Raw genomic sequence first — 15,514 nt, forward strand, 5'->3', positions numbered from 1 at the left:
TCAGTGCGGCGTGCGCCTCAATCGACCTTGGCGCCCGAGTCCTTGACGACCTTGCCCCAGCGCACCATTTCTTCGCGGATGTAGGCGCCGAACTCCTCCGGCGTGCTGCCCTTCACCTCGGCGCCCTGGCTTGCGAGCTTGCGCTTGACCTCGGGGTCCTGCAGCGCCTTGTTGAACGCCGCGTTGAGCTTGGCCACCACGTCCTTCGGCAGGCCGGCCGGACCCGCAACGCCGAACCATGTCGCGGCCTCGAAGCCCTTGTAGCCCGACTCGTCCACCGTTGGCGCACCGGGAAGGTCGGCGGTGCGCTTGCGCGAGGTGACGACGATCGGGCGCATCTTGCCGCTCTTGATGTGCCCGATCAGCGTCGGCACCGAGGACATGTACATCTGGACCTGGCCGCCGATCAGGTCGGTCGATCCCTGCGCGGCGCCCTTGTAGGGCACGTGCGTGAACCTGACGTCGGCGGTCTTCTGGAAGAGCTCGGTCGCCAGGTGCGCCACCGTGCCGCTGCCCGAGCTCGCGTAGTTGAGCGCATCGGGCCTGGCCTTGGCCGCGGCCACCACGTCGGCCAATGTCTTGTACGGCGAGTCGGCCGCCACCACCAGCACCAGCGGCGCGCTGGCCACGAGGCCGATCGGCGTCAGATCCTTCTCGGGGTTGTAGGGCAGCCTGGCGTAGAGCGTGGGATTGATCGCCAGGTTGCTGGTCTGGCCGAGCACCAGCGTGTAGCCGTCGGGCGCTGCCTTGGCGGCCGCATCGACCCCGAGGTTGCCGCCCGAGCCGGGCTTGTTGTCGATGACGATCGACCAGCCGTTGCTGGTGGCGACCTTGTTGGCAACTTCACGCGCAATCAGGTCGGTGCCGCCGCCGGCCGGGAACGGCACGATCAGCCGGATCGGCCGCGACGGATACGGGGCCTGCGCAAGAGCGCCGGCAGGTGCGAGGAGGGTGGCGCCGGCCACCAGTGCTGCGGCGGCGATGGCGAGACGACGACGCGAAGCGCCGGCACGAAGCGGGAATGAGGGCATGAACTTGTCTCCTGTGGCCGAACTGCCCGGCCCTGTGAAGCGGGTCCGGTGCGTTCGATGGAGGCAAGTATTCGCGCTGCTTCGCCAGCGGTCCAATCGATAATTTCTTGGAACCGATAAATGCCGCTTGGGGTATCAGCGCGACCGGAAACGCCCGTGCCTGGCCAGCAGCACCACCAGGCGCTGCGCTGCCGGCGAGAGGTAGCCGCTCTCGCGGTAGGTGACGACCATGCGCCGGCGCATCGTCACGCCCCGGACCTTGACCTCGCGCAGCGCCGCGCCCGAGCGGCCTTCCTGCAGGTGCAGCCGCGAGATGAAGCTCAGCAGGCCGGTCTCGTCGATCAGGCTCGGCAGCATCAGCAGCATCGTGCTTTCCACCTGCACCTGGGGCCGCGGCAGGTGGCTGCGGTCGAAGGTCTGGTCCAGCCAGTCGCGCGTCGGCGCGCCGGGCGGTTGCAGCACCCAGCGGTAGCCGGCCAGGTCCTTGAGCGTCGGCTTGGCCTTCTTGAAGATCTCGTGCGAGCTGGTCGCGGCAACCACGATCGGGTCTTCGGCGAGCAGCTTCGAGGTGAAGCCCGGCTCCTGCGTGCCCTCCGTGCCGACCATCAGGTCGATCTCGCCGGACCGCAGCAGCGGCGTCAGGATGTCGCCCAGCGCCACCGTCGTGCGAAGCGTGATGCCCGGCGCCTCGCCCATCAGCTCCCGCGCCGCCGGCGGAAGCAGGAACTGCGCGGCCGTGGGCACGATGCCGATGCGGATGTTGCCCGCCAGGCCGCGGCCGATGTCGCCGATCTCGCGGCGCGCGCTTTCCACATCGAAGCGCGTGCGCTGTGCCCACTTGAGCAAGGCCTTGCCGGCCGCCGTGAGGCGGATGCCGCGGCCCGTTCGCTCGAACAGGGCCGCGCCGCAGGCTTCTTCCAGGCGCTTGACGCAGCTCGTCAGCGCAGGCTGGGTGCGGTGCAGCCGCTCCGAGGCACGGCCCATGTGCTCGAGCTCGGCAATGACCTCGAAGTACTGCAGGTCGCGCAGGTCCAAAAAAAATCTCCTGGTTTTGCTCTTGCGCGACGCGTGGCGCCGAGGCCTTCGAGCGAATGGTCTTGTCCCGTGCACGGTGGACACGGGCTGTGCGCAATATAGCGCCCAGCATCTCGGGATCGGCGTTCCGTTCAGGGTTGGCGCCTGTCCAGCCCTCGGCTGCGGAACCAGCGGAGTTTCGATCCGTTACTCTGCCGAGCCCGGCCGCTCCCCGCCAAGTCATCTGCGCTTCACGTTCGCGAGCCACACTGCAATGGATGCTTGCCGGCGCTGGTAGAGGTGGCCTTATGGCACCCGCCTGCAGTGCGGGTCCTCGAGGCCGGCGGCATCCTCTCTTCCGCCCTCGGCTCAGTCCGGCGAGGCCTCAGCCCAGCAGCTCGATCGCCGCCTGCACGATCGGCCGCGCCCAGGCCGGCGTGGCCGCGAGCGCGGCCAGGTCGCCCGGCTGCGGAAAGACGGGTTCGCCCGCGCTCAGTTCGAGCACCAGCACCGGGTCCGCAATGTCGCCGCCGGGCGGCGCCTCCGCGCTGTTGTCGAAGACCTGCAGCCGCGTGAGCTTGGGCAGCAGCTTGATGAGGTTGGCGCGCGAGGCGATCCAGCGCTCGCGGATCTTGGCCTCTGGAATGTCGTGGCCGCCGCGCGTCACGCGCGCCCGCACGCGGGCGATGTGCTGCTCGGGCGAAGACAGCCCGCAGAAGATCATGACCACGTCGTGGCTCGACGCGGCGCGCGCGAGCAGCGCGGGAATGGTGCTCGCGCCCAGCGTGGTCTCGAAGGCGTAGTTGGAACGCTGCGCGATGGCCGCTTCCAGCCGCTCGCGGCCCAGATTCCATGCGCGGGCGTTCGCCTCTTCGGGCGTGATCCCGAGCTGCGCGATGAGCTCGCGCGCGCAGGTGTCGGGGTTGAACCAGGTCAAGCCGTGCTCGGCGAGCAGGGCACCACCGACCGAGCTCTTGCCCGCGCCGTTGACACCGGCCAGCACCAGGATGAAGGGGCGGGCGGCCGCCGCCATCAGAAGGTGTCGCCCGCCTTCGGGCGGCGCCCGAGCTTGCCCTTGGCGGCGAACAGCTTGCCCATCTGCGCGGCTGCTTCGGGCTGCTGCAGCACGCCCAGGCGCACGTCGAAGCGGCGCCCGAGCTCGTCGAGCACCGACTGCTCGCGCGCCTTGAGCGCCTGCGCGTCTTCCACCAGCTGGTTGTAGGTGGCTGCGGTCAGTAGCACCATCTCCACCGTCGAATGGTTGGTCACGGCCAGGCTGCCGGTCTTCTGGACCTGGCGGACCACGTCGCCCCAGCGGTTCTTGACCTGGGATGCGTTCTGACGCGGCAGTTCATCGAGGTTTGGCAGGATGGCGGCCATGGTGTGCTCCTTTGGCGCCATTATGGCAAAAATAGCAAAATTGGACAAAATGGCCGGTTATGGCGGATTGCGGGCGCTGCAAAGGCTGCGGCGGCAACCGCCGGCTAGGGCCGTGCGGCCGCCAGCACCCGGGCCAGGGCGCGCGCGAGTTCGCCGCGCGTGTAGGGCTTGCGCAGCAGCTCCCAGCCTTGCGGCACGTCGCGGTCGGCGTCGAGCAGCTCCGACGAAAAGCCGGACATCAGGAGAATGGCGAGCCGCGGAAAGCGCTGCTGCGCCTCGGCGGCGAGCCGGGTTCCGCGCATGCCGGCTCCGAGCGCGATGTCGCTGAGCAGCACGTCGAAGGAATCCGCATCCGTTTCCATGCTCAGCAGCGCCTGCTCGGCATTGGCCGCGGTCACCACGCTGCAGCCGAGCGTCGCGAGAAAGGTGTGAACCACCCGGCGCACCTCGGCGTCGTCCTCGACCAGCATGACCCGCAGGCCGGCGGGGATGGCCTGCTCTTCGTCTTCCTCCTCTGCGGCCGCAGGCGCCGGGTCGTACAGCTGGGGAAGATAGAGCGTCACGGTCGTTCCCGCGCCCGACCGCGTTTCGATGGCCACGGCGCCCTTGGACTGCTTCACGAAGCCGTACACCGTGCTCAGGCCCAGGCCGGTGCCGCGGCCGGCTTCCTTGGTCGTGAAGAAGGGCTCGAAGGCGCGCTCCCTCACTTCCTCGGTCATGCCCGTGCCGCTGTCGGCCACCGAAATGGCAACGAAGCTGCCGTGCGCATCCTGGTCGCTGAGCTCGTTGTGCACCTCGGGCGGCAGCGCGCCGCAGGCCTCGGCGCGAAAGTGCAGCGTGCCACCCTCGGGCATGGCGTCGCGCGCGTTGATGGCAATGTTCAGCAATGCCGATTCGAGCTGTCCGGGATCGGCGAGCACCGGCGGGCAGCCCGGCGCCGCATCGATCGCGATGCCGATGCGCTGGTCGAGCGTGCGCCGCAACATGTCGGCCAGCGAATGCAGCATCGCATGCGTGTCCACCGCGTTGGGCTGCAGCATCTGCCGGCGCGAAAAGGCCAGCAGCTTGCCCGTGAGCTCGGCGCCGCGCCGCGAGGCCCGCGCCGCGGCGCCCACCAGCTGCTGGGCGTAGCCGTCCTGTGCAATGGCGGGCAGCTCTTCGAGCACCTGCAGGTTGCCCTGGATGATGGTGAGCAGGTTGTTGAAGTCGTGCGCAATGCCGCCCGTGAGCTGGCCGACGCTTTCGAGCCGCTGGGCATGGCTGAGCGCCTCTTCGGTCTGCACCCGCTGCAGGCTGGTGGCCAGCAGGTTGGAAAGCGATTCGAGGAAGCGCAGCTCCTCGTCGCCAAAGCGCTTGGCCTCGCGCGATCGCACGGCCAGCACGCCGATGAACCGGCCCCGGTCGTAGAAGGGCACGGCCAGCGCGCTGACCAGCCCGGCATCGAGATACGCCTGCGGCACCGCGAAGCGCCGCTCGTTGCCGTAGTCGGCCACCACCACCGGCCGCCCCTCGGCAAACACGAAACCCGGCGGCGTGTTCGCATGGCTGGGAATGCGCGCGCCGATTTCTTCTCCGGGCACCAGGCCCACGCCGCTCGCCACGCGGAATTCGAGGCGGCTGTTCTCCAGCAGCAGCACCACGGCCACCTCGACCTCCAGCGCTTCCGCGGCCATGGCGGGCACGTGGTCGAGCACCACCTGCAGGTCGCGGGTGTCCACGGCCAGGCGGCCCAGCTGCGCGAGGTAGTCGCTGTAGCGCGCCCGCTGCAGCGCCTGCTTCACGCGGGGATAGGCGCCGATGTCGCGGATGGCGGCCACCACGAAGGGCAGGCCCTGGCTCTGCAGCGGGCTGAGCGCGATCTCGACCATCACCTCGCTGCCGTCCTTGCGCTTGGCGACCAGCTCCATCTGCGTGCCCATGGGCCGCGGGCGCGGCGCGCGGCCGTAGGCCTCGCGGTAGGAGGCGTGGCGCGGGCGGATGCTGTCGGGCACCAGCGCATCGACGTTCAGGCCCACCAGCTCGTCGACCGCGTAGCCCAGCAGGCTGGCTGCCGCGGGGTTGGCCAGCACGATGCGGCCGGCCTGGTCGACCAGCAGCAGCGAGTCAGGGTAGGAAACGAAGAGCGAACGAAAGACGCTGCTCTCTTCAACGCCCGAGGGCAGTCCCGGAAGGGTGGGGGCGACCGGGGAAGAGGGCGGGTTCATCGGCTCAGCCCTGCGTGACGGGCGGAACCAGGATGTAGCCCGCGCCCCGCACCGACTTGACGATCTGCGGCTCGTCCGGATCGGCCTCGATCTTCTTGCGCAGCCGGCCGACCTGCACGTCGATGGTGCGGTCGAAAGGGCTGGCTTCGCGTCCGCGCGTCTGCTCGAGCAGGAAGTCGCGCGAGAGCACGCGCCCCGGGTGCCGCGCAAAAGCGCAGAGCAGGTCGAATTCGCCACCGGTGAGCGCCACGTTCTGTCCCTGCGGGTTCGTGAGGCTGCGTGCCGCAAGATCGAGCTGCCAGCCGGCGAAGCGCAGCCGGTCGGCAGAGGCAAGACCGGCGGGCCTGGACGATGCGGGCACGGCCACCGGTGCGTCGTCCGGCGCCAGGCGCCTGAGCACCGCCTTGACCCGCGCCACCAGCTCGCGCAGGTCGAAGGGCTTGGTCACGTAGTCGTCCGCGCCCACCTCCAGGCCGACGACCTTGTCCACCGCATCGCCGCGGCCGGTGACGATGACCAGGCCGCAGCGCCAGTTCTCGCGCATGCGGCGGGCAATGGAGAAGCCGTCCTCGCCGGGCAGCCCGAGGTCGAGCAGCACGAGGTCGGCCGGGTCGCTGTCCATCAGTGCCATCAAGGAAGGGCCGTTGTGCAACTGGGTGACGCGAAAACCGTGGCTTTGGAGGTAGTTGGCCAGCAGCTGCGTGATGTCGATCTCGTCGTCGAGTACCGCGATATGAAAGGCGGATTTCATTCGGAAAGCGTGGATTCGAGGCCGAATGTCACAGCATTGTTAAGAACCGTACAAGCGTAGCACGCAGGCCTTGTGCGCAGCCCGTCATTCCCGCGCGGTTTGCATGGGGCCTTGCGTTCCCTCCTCAGGCTTCCACGGCCAGTTCGTTGACCACCGAAACCACCCCCGGCGCGGACCAGGCGGCGCCGCGCACCGCGTCCAGCTCCGCCCAGGAACGCACCTTGCCGCGCAGCACGACCTGCGAGCCGTTCACGTCGACCGCCACCTGCCGCGGCGCGTCGTGGAACACGCGGATGAGCGCGTCCTGCACCTGCCGTTCCACGTCGGCGGAACACCGCTGCAGCTTGATCCTCACCAGGTTCGTGATGCCGGTGACACCCAGCAGGTTGCGAACCGTCGATTCCGCGGCCTGGCGCTGGTAGTCCCACTCGACTTCGCCGGTCAGCGTGACCCATCCGTCCTCGACCATCGGCCGCACCGCGTCGCGGGGCACCTGCACGTTCCATTCGAGCGCGTGCCCGGCAGCCTGTGCGATGTCGGCATCGGTGCGTTCGAAGCCGGCGGCCAGCTTCACCGAGGTTTCGATGGCCAGCGCCTTCACGCCGCTGACGCGCTGCGCGGCCTGTTCCACCGCGAGCTTCTCGGCGCAGCTGCCGAGATGGCCCGTCAGCGTGACCACGCCGTGGTTGACGATGACGCCCACGTCCGTCGAAGTGATGGCGGGGTCCCATTCGAGTTCGGCTTGGACGTCCGCCCTGAGCTGTGTGTCGGATTTCATGGGCACCCAATGTAGGCCGCACGCGCCGCGCCCGGCTTGATCTGGAACAAGGCGCGGCTGCCAGCCGGCGGCGAACATCCGGCCATCTCGAACGAGCCCACCAAGGAACATCATGAAGATTCTCCTCGCCGTCGACGGCAGCGACTACACGGCCCGCATGCTCGACTACCTGGCCGCGCACAAGGAATGGTCCAACGCGGGCCATGCGTTCACGGTCTTCCATGCGGTGCTGCCGGTGCCCCATCGCGCAGCCGCCTTCGCAGGGCCGGACCTCGTGCACACCTACTACGGCGACGAGGCACGCGTCGTGCTGGAACCGGTGCGCGCCGCGCTGGCCGCGCACGGCATCGAGGCGGCCTTCGCCCACAAGGTGGGCCATCCTGCCGGCGAGATCGCCGCCTTTGCGGAGCACGGAAAGTTCGACCTCGTGATCATGGGATCGCGCGGGCAGGGTGCGCTGACGAACCTCGTGCTGGGTTCGGTGGCGATGAAGGTGCTGGCCCGCTGCACGGTGCCCGTGCTGCTGGTGCGCTGAGCTTCGGGCCATCCGCAACGCCCGCGCGCCAGGCACCGCACCGACTCCGATCATGCACAACGATTTCACCTTTCCACTGGCGCTTTGCAGGGCGCAGTGGAGCGTTGGCCTGCACGCGCTCGCCGTGCTTGAGACCTGCGGCGCACAGTGCCTGTCGCTTGGCGCGCACATGCTGCAGGACGCGGTGCGCACGCTGAAGGCCGCGCTGAATGCGCGCGCGGTCCGGCATCCCCGAAAAGCCGGGGCACGGCCTCTTCGGGCAAGGGCCTGACGCGCGCGGCGCCTCAGGCGACGCTGCCCAGCAGCAGCGCCTGCAGCAGGAAGCGCCGGTTGTCCGCGGGCGAGGTCCGCTCGTCGAGCAGCGCGGCAAGCCGGGCGGTGGAATGGCTCGCGCAGGCAAGGCCGTCGTAGACCGGAATGCCCGCATGCCGGCCGATCTGCCGCACCACGTCGGGCGCCATGCCCTGGCACTCGAGCGCGTCGTAGAAGCGGCCGAGCACGCGCGCGGTGTGCTCGATTTCGCCGGAGTTCCCGAGGTTCGAGAGCGTGGGGCGGATGATCGCCACATGCGCGCCCAGTTCCTCGGCGGCATGCTGGAACAGCAGCCGGCTCTCGCTGGCGTCGCTGCCTTCGTCGCAGAGAATGCCGAGCTTCTTGCCCTTGAGCTGCCGCGAAGGAGCGCCCCGCAGCGAGGCCGCTTGCAGCAGGCGCGCGCGGCTCAGCAAGGCCGTCTCGTCCTGGGGCGACAGCGCATGGAAGGCCGAGAAATTGTGGTCCTCGAAGGGAAAGAGCATGGGCCCCCTGGATGTGAACGCCAAAGGCTACCTCCGGAAGGCGTGCCGGCCTTGATGCAGATCAAGGCCGGCCACGCCGGCGCTGATACACGCCGGACACAAAGCATTCACCGAGCGTTACCCACCGATTCCGGCCGTTGTCACTGTGTTGCCGGGCACTTCCTAGCATTCGTCCATCGACCCGCGACCAGACAACACCAGGAGTTCTTCAAATGTTCAACCCGTCCCTGACCCAAGCCGCCGCACGCGCAGCAGTGCCGAAGGCCGGCATCGCGGTCCACGAGCGGGCCAGCCGGAAGCTGGTGGAGACGCAGCAGCTGCTGAAGGAGTGCCTGGCTCCGCAGCGCCGCGTGGTGCATGCCGGCGACGTGATCTACCGGGCCGGCGAGCAGTTCGGCAATCTCTACATCCTGAACTCGGGCTTCTTCAAGATCGTGAACCTCTCCGCGGACGGGCGCGAACAGGTGGTGGGGCTGAAGTTCCGCGGCGACTGGCTCGGCTTCGACGGCATCGCCTCCAACCACTATTCCTGCGACGCCGTGGCCATGGACACGGGCGAGGTCTGGGTCGTTTCCTACGAGGCGCTGCTGGCCGCATCGCTTGCGGAGCCTGCCTTGCTGCAGGTGTTCCACACCGCGATGAGCCGCGAGATCGCCCATGACCGCGATTCGCTGATGTCGGTGTGCACGCTGCCGGCCGATGCGCGGGTGGCCGACTTCCTGCGCTACTGGGCCGAATCGCTGGCCGAGCGCGGCATGCGCACCGACCAGATCACGCTGCGCATGACGCGTGCCGAAATCGGCAACTACCTGGGCATGACGCTCGAGAGCGTGAGCCGGGCGCTGTCGAGGCTGGCGCGCGACAAGGTGATCGAGTTCGTGGAAAAGGGCCGCCGCGACGTGCAGATTCCCGACGTGGGTGCCCTGTCGGCCTTTGTGCAGCGCTGCCTCGCACCGGCGCCTGCGATGCTGCAGTAAGGATCGGCGCTCGAGCGCTGCCGGCGGCCGGCCGGCAGGACCGCCGCGTTATTCGGCGGCCTGGACAAAAGCGGACTCGTCCATTCGGAGCATGTGCGACAGCGGTGCAATGTCGACCTCGCCAAAGCGCGTGGACACCGGGAACTCCAGCTCCCGCAGGACGGCGTATTCGCGCAGCCGCGCGGCGCCGTGCGGGTCGCTCGGCAAGAGGCCGGCGGACGGGTGGCACATCAGCACGTCGCCGCTGCGGCTGGCGGCGATCCAGGCGGACAGGCGCTGCCGGTAGTCGGCCGCACTGCCCGAAAAATCGTAGACACCGACCAGGCCGCGGCTCACCGGAATGCCGTGCTGCCGCGCGAGCGCGCGCAGGCTGGCGCCGCCCAGCGCATGGATGATGCCGGCCTTGATGCCGCCGGCGGCAGCGCCCGGGGCCGCCGCGGCGGTGCAGCGCAGCCACGGCCGCGGCATGGGGTAGCGCCGCACGATTTCCTCGACCAGCAGTTCGCGCACCACCGGCAGCTGGTGCACGTGCCGGTGCCCGTCGACGAAGGCGGGCGCGTATCCCATCGCATCCTCGAAGCGGTCCAGCTGGTCGCGGATGTCGGCGCGCAGCGCCTGGGCATCGACGGTGCGCATGCAGGTCCTCGCGATCAGGCCCGCCAGCCCGGGTTCGGCGCCGTCGGCGATGGCCGGCCGCGTGAGGTCCAGGTGCAGGCCCACGTCCAGCCGGCTCGTATCGAAGTGTCTCAGCGCGCACGCACCGCCCTTCCAGGCGCTGCGGCGCACCATGCCGCTGGTGGCGGAGATGGCGCCCCGCTCGGCCAGATCGAAGACGGCCGAGTTGATGCCCGCGCTCATGCCGAAATCGTCCGCGCAGATGCAGAGATGGCGCGAAGCCGGAATCGGCTGTATTCCGCTGGCCTCAGTCATTGCCGTCCGTCTTCTTTTCCGTCGCCGCTGGCGTGGCGGGCGCGGGCGCCCCGGGCGAAAGATCCAGGCAATGCTGATCGTGCGCCGTGCTGCCGGCGAATCGCCACACTGCAATGCGCTTGTTGAACGCGACCAGCTGCGCGCGCGCCAGCCAGGGGTTCGCCAGCTGCGCGTTGCTGGGCCCGACCAGCCAGCTGGTGCGCGGGCTGCAGAGCGTGCTTGCCAATCGCGACCGCTCGACGAGCGTGGCGGCCGCGCGTGCGGGATCGAAGCGCGCCGCGTCCAGCAGCTCCTTGTGCCAGTTGTCGCGACCCTCGTCGCCGGCCGCCTTCCAGTCGGCCGCGACGAGCACCGGATTGCGCAGCCGCCAGTAGAACGGCAGTTCGTAGGTGTAGCTGTCGAGCATCACGACCTGGTCGCCGGGCGCCGCGGCCAGCTCCGCCGGAGGCCGCAGCCGGGCGCCGGGCGGCGGGGCATAGGCCACGATCGCCATCAGGCAGGCCACGCACACGGCCGCGGCGGCGAGGGCCATGGCGCGCAGCCTGGGCAGCAGCGCTTCCAGCGGCCGGCCCGCCAGCGCGCGCTGCGCGATCAGGTACGCCAGCGGCGGCAGCGCCGGCAGCACATAGCCGATCAGCTTGGAACGCGGGACGGAGAAGAAGGCCACGATGACCGCGAGCCAGATCCACATCAGCCAGTCGATCTCGGAGAGCCGGCGTCCTGCAGGCGGCGCCTCCTGGCGCCGCGGCATGAGCAGCCAGCCGAACCAGGGCAGCGTGAGGCCCGCCAGCACCGGCAGGTAGAACCAGAACGGGTGCTCGTTGTTGAAGCCCGAGGACGCGAAGCGCCGGAAATGCTGCGTGACCACGAAGTAGTCGAAGAACTCCGGATACTTCATCTGCATCGCGACGAACCACGGGCCGGCCACGGCCAGCAGCAACGCCCATCCCGGCTGCCAGGCGGCCAGGCGCAGCACGGCGCTCTTGCGCGTGACCGCGCACCAGGCCAGCAGCACCGCCGCCGGCAGCACCACGCCGATCAGCCCCTTGGCGAGCAGACCGGCCGCAGCGAACAGGTAGGCGCACGCCAGCATCGCGCGCCAGGGTTCGCCGCGCTCCCTGGCCAGCACGGCGCCGGCGCCCAGCAGCACCGTGCCCGCGATGCAGCCGGCCACCAGCATGTCGAGGTTTGCGAACTGTGCACCCAGGAAGAAGAAGGGCGTGGTCACGAGCACCACGGTGGACAACAGGGCGAGCCGCACCGTCGACCAGCGGCGCAGGAAGAGGAACAGCGCCGCCGCCGCCGCGACCGCACCCAGGATGGAAGGCAGCCGCGCCGCCCATTCGACCGGGCCCGCCAGCGCCATCGCGCCGGCGCCGATCCAGTAGAAGAGCGGCGGCTTGTGGAAAAAGGGCAGGCCGTCGAGCCGCGGCACCAGCCAGTCGCCGGAATACAGCATCTGCAGCGCCACGCCGGCATAGCGCCCCTCGTCGGGTGCCATCAGCGGGCGGACCCAGGCGGTGGCGATGAGCCAGGCGAAAAGAGCCGCGACGAGCCACAGCGGCTGCGGCGATGTCCACCATGTGGTGCTGCCGGACCGCTTCATGGCTGGTCGGCCTCGAGGCCGACGCCGCTTTCGCGGCGGACCACGTAGAGCGGCCGGCCCTTGACCTCTTCGTAGATGCGCGCCACGTACTCACCCACGATGCCGGTGAAGATCATCTGCACGCCGATGAAGAACATCAGGCTGACCACGATCGTGCTCCAGCCCGAGACCGGGTTGCCGAACATCAGGTGGTCGAGGACCACGTAGGCGCCATATGACAGCGCGGGCACGGCGAACAGCAGCCCCACCACGCTGACCATGCGCAGCGGCCAGGTGGTGAACGCGGTGAGCCCGTCGATGGCCAGGGCGAACAGCCGCCGCGCATTGAAGCTGCTGGCGCCTGCGGCGCGCGGCCTGGGCGTGTAGGGCATGGCCACGGCCCGGAAGCCGACCCATGCATACAGGCCCTTCATGAAGCGGCTGCGCTCGGGCAGGCTGGTCAGCGCATCGACCACCCGCCGGTCCATCAGCCGGAAATCGCCCGCATCCTGCGGCACCGCGAAGCGGTCCGACGCGTTCAGAAGCCGGTAGAAGATCCGGCTGCCGATCTGCTTGAGGCGGCTCTCGTCGCTGCGCTCCTGGCGCACCGCATAGACCACCTCCGCGCCGGCCTTCCAGTGGTCCAGCATGGCGCGGATGAGCGACGGAGAGTGCTGCAGGTCGCCGTCGAGCACAACCACCGCGTCGCCTGCAGCGGCCGCCAGGCCGGCCGAGAGCGCCGCCTCCTTGCCGAAGTTGCGCGACAGGCAGATGCACCGGAAGCCCGTCAGTTCGCACCAGGCCTGGGCCACGGCCGCGGTGTCGTCGGTGCTGCCATCGTCCACGACGATGATCTCCCAGCGCATTCCCGTGGCCCAGAGTGTTTCTTCGAGCAGGGGCAGCAATTGCCGCAGGTTGGCCGCCTCGTTGAAGCACGGGATCACGCAGGAAATGCTGCGTTGCTGCGTCCCGGTCGCGCTCTGCGCGTGCGGGGCCGCGGTGGACGCGGACGCGGGTTCGGCAGCGGTCGAGGAGATCATGAAGGCCTCCACAGCGAACCGGCCGCGTCCTTGCCGCCGGATGCGCCGCCGGTTCGTGGCAGGGCAAGATGCACGCACCATTGCACGAGGGCCAGCGCCGCGGCGATCACACCGGCCAGCAACAGGCCCGCGATGATGTCGAGCGGGAAATGGACGCCCACGTAGATGCGTGCCCACCCGGTGGCGGCCGCCAGCGCAAGCAGCGGCACGCCAAGCGCGCGCAGGCGGGGGCGCAGCAGGAAGGCCAGCGCCACCATGAACATGACGGCCGCGTGCGTGCTGGGAAGGCTGCCGCGTCCCCCGTGTTCGATGTAGGCCGGTGACAGCGCCAGCACGAAGGGCCGGGGCATGTCCAGAGACAGTGCGATGGCATGCGCCATCGCCGATGTCGCGCCTGCGAGCGCCGCGACGATGCACAGGTAGGCGCGCTCGGCGCGATGGCGCCACAGGGCCGCCACCACGACAGCCCCGCAGAGCCAGCTGCCCCAGAGCGCGAGGGCGGTTGCAAGGCCAAGGACCCACGGGGTGGGCTGGGTGCCGGCAGCGATCCATTGGAACGCCGTGAAATTGAGCGCGTTCATGGGCGCCCCCGCGCACGCACGGCGGCGCGCGATGCGTCGCATGAGCAGGAAAACGGAAACATCGCAAATACCTTTCGACGGAGCAGGAAGGCCCGCGCGCGGCGCGCAGCGGGAGGCCCGGCGCGCGAGGCGCCGCTTCTCAGATCGCCGAAGGGGGGGCGGTGGTGGGCGGCAGCCGCCGCCACGATTGCGCGGGCGGCGGCGCGCCGCTGTGGTGCGGCACGCGTTCGGGGATGTCGCGCGTGGCGGGCGCCGTCGGCCGCGCCAGCACCACCACCAGGGGGGCCAGCGCGAGAACCAGCGCAAGCAGGGTGTCCAGCCCGGAGCTCAGCGCATGGGGAAGGTCGATGCTGGCCGGGGCCTGAGCAAAGACCGTCGTCTCCCGGTCGGCCGCATGATCCGGCCGGTCATCGGCCTCGAACTGGGTCGTGGCGCTGGCGTTGCGCACCCTCAGCTCGGGCTCGTCTTCCAGGCCGTCGCACCGGAAATGAACCGCGATGAAGGGCTGCAGCAGAAGCAGCGCGATGCCCGCCACGCACCACAACCTGCGGTGCGCTTCGGCGAATCGGCGGATGCATGCCAGCAACATGCGCGGATGCTAGTTCCGCCAAGTGAACGGAACCTGAGCGGGCTCGTCAGCATCCAGCAAGGTCATGCTGCTTCTTGTCGAACGCCTGCGCTCGATCAGCTCGTACCCCGCCATGCCCGCGAGCATCGCGGCGACGAAGACCAGCGCCTTCACCTCCCCCATGCCCGCGGCCACCAGCCCCGGGCCCGGACAGAAGCCCGCCACGCCCCAGCCGATGCCGAACAGCACGCTGCCCAGGACCAGACGGCGATCGATCGCGCGCGAGGCCGGCAGCCGCATCGGCGCGCCGAGGAAGAAGCGCGTGCGCCGCCTGGCCACCGCGAACGCGACGGCGCCGACGGCGATCGCTCCGCCCATCACGAAGGCAAGCGACGGGTCCCAGCGCCCGCCAAGATCCAGGAAGCCGAGCACCTTGGCGGGATTGGCCATGCCGGAGACGATCAGGCCCAGGCCGAACACCAGGCCGGCAAGAAACGAAGTGAAGAGGGTCACGGTGGGTTCTCTCAAAGACCGAGCAGATGGCGCATCAGGAACACGGCCAGGAAGCCGGCACCCATGAAGACCGCGGTCGCCGCCAGCGAGCGCGGCGACAGCCGCGAGAGGCCGCACACGCCGTGGCCGCTCGTGCACCCCGACGCGTAGCGCGTGCCCACGCCGACCAGCAGGCCGGCCGCAACGAGCGCAACGTAGCCGGCATCGATCTGCGGCCGGGGCCACGGCGCGAAAGCCGCATAGGCCATGGGCGCCGCGACCAGCCCGGCCACGAACGCCAGGCGCCAGGCCACGTCGCCCCGCACGGGCCGCAGCAGCCCGCCGACGATGCCGCTGATGCCGGCGATGCGGCCGTTGAGCAGCACGAACATCGCGGCGGCCGCGCCAACGAGCACGCCGCCCGCCAGGGCGGTCCATGGAGTGAATGCAGGCCAGTCGATCGTCATCGTCATTCTTCCTTCGGGCAGTAGATCCGGTAGAGCAGGGCGAGGATCTCGAGCAGCGACGGGTCTGCCACGGCGTAGAAGACGTTCTTGCCCTGGCGGCGCGTGGTGACCACGCCCTCGTTGCGCAGCACGCCCAACTGCTGGGACAGCGTCGGCTGGCGGATGTCGAGCTGCGCTTCGAGCTCGCTCACGCACATCTCGCCCTGGGACAGCTGGCACAGCAGCAGCATGCGGTCCTCGTTGGCCAATACCTTCAGCATGCCGACCGCGCGCGCAGCGGCGCCGCGCAGGATCTCGGGATCGAAGACGGGGTGGCGCTTTCTTGACTTCATGGTTGACTACATTATATAAAAATATATATTATTTGTCCGTAGATCATTGATCGAT

General features: G+C 69.4%; 19 protein-coding genes. 3 read left to right on the plus strand and 16 right to left on the minus strand.

Annotation, left to right across the window (positions count from 1 at the left end; all coding sequences use genetic code 11):
* Positions 1 to 17: 17 nt before the first annotated feature.
* The 7 genes from AC1DMS_RS01265 to AC1DMS_RS01295 all read right to left on the minus strand — a co-directional run bounded on the left by AC1DMS_RS01265 (position 18) and on the right by AC1DMS_RS01295 (position 7,158).
* Positions 18 to 1,031 carry a tripartite tricarboxylate transporter substrate binding protein gene (locus AC1DMS_RS01265; protein WP_015865637.1) on the minus strand — a complete coding sequence of 338 codons (1,014 nt, stop codon included), beginning with the start codon at positions 1,029 to 1,031 and terminating at the stop codon, positions 18 to 20.
* A 135-nt stretch (positions 1,032 to 1,166) separates the two neighbouring features.
* Positions 1,167 to 2,066, minus strand: a complete 900-nt coding sequence (locus AC1DMS_RS01270) for a LysR family transcriptional regulator (protein ID WP_015865636.1) — start codon at positions 2,064 to 2,066, stop codon at positions 1,167 to 1,169.
* A 364-nt stretch (positions 2,067 to 2,430) separates the two neighbouring features.
* Complete coding sequence (locus AC1DMS_RS01275; RefSeq protein WP_015865635.1) at positions 2,431 to 3,078, minus strand: AAA family ATPase; 648 nt, start codon at positions 3,076 to 3,078, stop codon at positions 2,431 to 2,433.
* Positions 3,078 to 3,425 (minus strand): type II toxin-antitoxin system prevent-host-death family antitoxin, encoded by a 348-nt coding sequence (locus AC1DMS_RS01280; RefSeq protein WP_015865634.1) that lies wholly within the window; start codon positions 3,423 to 3,425, stop codon positions 3,078 to 3,080. Before AC1DMS_RS01280 ends, AC1DMS_RS01275 begins: the two co-directional genes overlap by 1 nt.
* Positions 3,426 to 3,529: 104 nt before the next feature.
* The gene (locus tag AC1DMS_RS01285) at positions 3,530 to 5,629 is read right to left on the minus strand and encodes a PAS domain S-box protein (RefSeq protein WP_015865633.1); all 2,100 of its coding nucleotides are present in this window, start codon (positions 5,627 to 5,629) and stop codon (positions 3,530 to 3,532) included.
* 4 nt (positions 5,630 to 5,633) lie between these two features.
* On the minus strand, positions 5,634 to 6,380 hold the full coding sequence (locus AC1DMS_RS01290) for a response regulator transcription factor (protein ID WP_015865632.1): 747 nt from the start codon (positions 6,378 to 6,380) through the stop codon (positions 5,634 to 5,636).
* A gap of 124 nt (positions 6,381 to 6,504) precedes the next feature.
* Positions 6,505 to 7,158, minus strand: coding sequence for a BON domain-containing protein (locus tag AC1DMS_RS01295; protein WP_015865631.1), 654 nt, complete (start codon positions 7,156 to 7,158; stop codon positions 6,505 to 6,507).
* A gap of 112 nt (positions 7,159 to 7,270) precedes the next feature.
* Between AC1DMS_RS01295 and AC1DMS_RS01300 the strand changes: the two genes are divergently transcribed.
* Together AC1DMS_RS01300 and AC1DMS_RS01305 are read left to right on the plus strand one after the other, a co-directional pair.
* Complete coding sequence (locus AC1DMS_RS01300) at positions 7,271 to 7,693, plus strand: universal stress protein (protein WP_015865630.1); 423 nt, start codon at positions 7,271 to 7,273, stop codon at positions 7,691 to 7,693.
* 52 nt (positions 7,694 to 7,745) lie between these two features.
* The gene (locus AC1DMS_RS01305; RefSeq protein WP_041945778.1) at positions 7,746 to 7,964 is read left to right on the plus strand and encodes a hypothetical protein; all 219 of its coding nucleotides are present in this window, start codon (positions 7,746 to 7,748) and stop codon (positions 7,962 to 7,964) included.
* A 13-nt stretch (positions 7,965 to 7,977) separates the two neighbouring features.
* On the opposite strand, the gene AC1DMS_RS01310 is transcribed toward AC1DMS_RS01305, so the two are convergent.
* On the minus strand, positions 7,978 to 8,487 hold the full coding sequence (locus tag AC1DMS_RS01310; protein ID WP_478180622.1) for a Rossmann-fold NAD(P)-binding domain-containing protein: 510 nt from the start codon (positions 8,485 to 8,487) through the stop codon (positions 7,978 to 7,980).
* A 212-nt stretch (positions 8,488 to 8,699) separates the two neighbouring features.
* Here AC1DMS_RS01310 and AC1DMS_RS01315 point away from each other — a divergent pair, with 212 nt between their 5' ends.
* Positions 8,700 to 9,464 (plus strand): Crp/Fnr family transcriptional regulator, encoded by a 765-nt coding sequence (locus AC1DMS_RS01315; protein WP_015865628.1) that lies wholly within the window; start codon positions 8,700 to 8,702, stop codon positions 9,462 to 9,464.
* Between the two features lie 48 nt (positions 9,465 to 9,512).
* On the opposite strand, the gene AC1DMS_RS01320 is transcribed toward AC1DMS_RS01315, so the two are convergent.
* The 8 genes from AC1DMS_RS01320 to AC1DMS_RS01355 all read right to left on the minus strand — a co-directional run bounded on the left by AC1DMS_RS01320 (position 9,513) and on the right by AC1DMS_RS01355 (position 15,459).
* Positions 9,513 to 10,394 (minus strand): ChbG/HpnK family deacetylase, encoded by an 882-nt coding sequence (locus AC1DMS_RS01320; RefSeq protein ID WP_015865627.1) that lies wholly within the window; start codon positions 10,392 to 10,394, stop codon positions 9,513 to 9,515.
* Positions 10,387 to 12,000, minus strand: coding sequence for an ArnT family glycosyltransferase (locus tag AC1DMS_RS01325; protein WP_015865626.1), 1,614 nt, complete (start codon positions 11,998 to 12,000; stop codon positions 10,387 to 10,389). The genes AC1DMS_RS01320 and AC1DMS_RS01325 overlap by 8 nt, the downstream gene beginning before the upstream one ends.
* Positions 11,997 to 13,019: a glycosyltransferase family 2 protein gene (locus tag AC1DMS_RS01330; protein ID WP_015865625.1), complete on the minus strand. Its 1,023-nt coding sequence runs from the start codon at positions 13,017 to 13,019 to the stop codon at positions 11,997 to 11,999. The genes AC1DMS_RS01325 and AC1DMS_RS01330 overlap by 4 nt, the downstream gene beginning before the upstream one ends.
* Entirely contained in the window at positions 13,016 to 13,600 is a 585-nt protein-coding gene (locus tag AC1DMS_RS01335; RefSeq protein ID WP_015865624.1) for a phosphatase PAP2 family protein, read from the minus strand. The genes AC1DMS_RS01330 and AC1DMS_RS01335 overlap by 4 nt, the downstream gene beginning before the upstream one ends.
* Positions 13,601 to 13,739: 139 nt before the next feature.
* Positions 13,740 to 14,189, minus strand: coding sequence for a hypothetical protein (locus AC1DMS_RS01340; RefSeq protein ID WP_015865623.1), 450 nt, complete (start codon positions 14,187 to 14,189; stop codon positions 13,740 to 13,742).
* 9 nt (positions 14,190 to 14,198) lie between these two features.
* Positions 14,199 to 14,681, minus strand: coding sequence for a YeeE/YedE family protein (locus tag AC1DMS_RS01345; protein WP_015865622.1), 483 nt, complete (start codon positions 14,679 to 14,681; stop codon positions 14,199 to 14,201).
* An 11-nt stretch (positions 14,682 to 14,692) separates the two neighbouring features.
* A complete protein-coding gene (locus tag AC1DMS_RS01350; protein ID WP_015865621.1) occupies positions 14,693 to 15,127 on the minus strand; it encodes a YeeE/YedE family protein in 435 nt (144 codons plus the stop codon).
* Positions 15,128 to 15,129: 2 nt separating this feature from the next.
* Positions 15,130 to 15,459, minus strand: a complete 330-nt coding sequence (locus tag AC1DMS_RS01355) for a metalloregulator ArsR/SmtB family transcription factor (protein WP_015865620.1) — start codon at positions 15,457 to 15,459, stop codon at positions 15,130 to 15,132.
* Positions 15,460 to 15,514: the final 55 nt, after the last annotated feature.

It is taken from the genome of Variovorax sp. 05T418, from assembly GCF_056396385.1.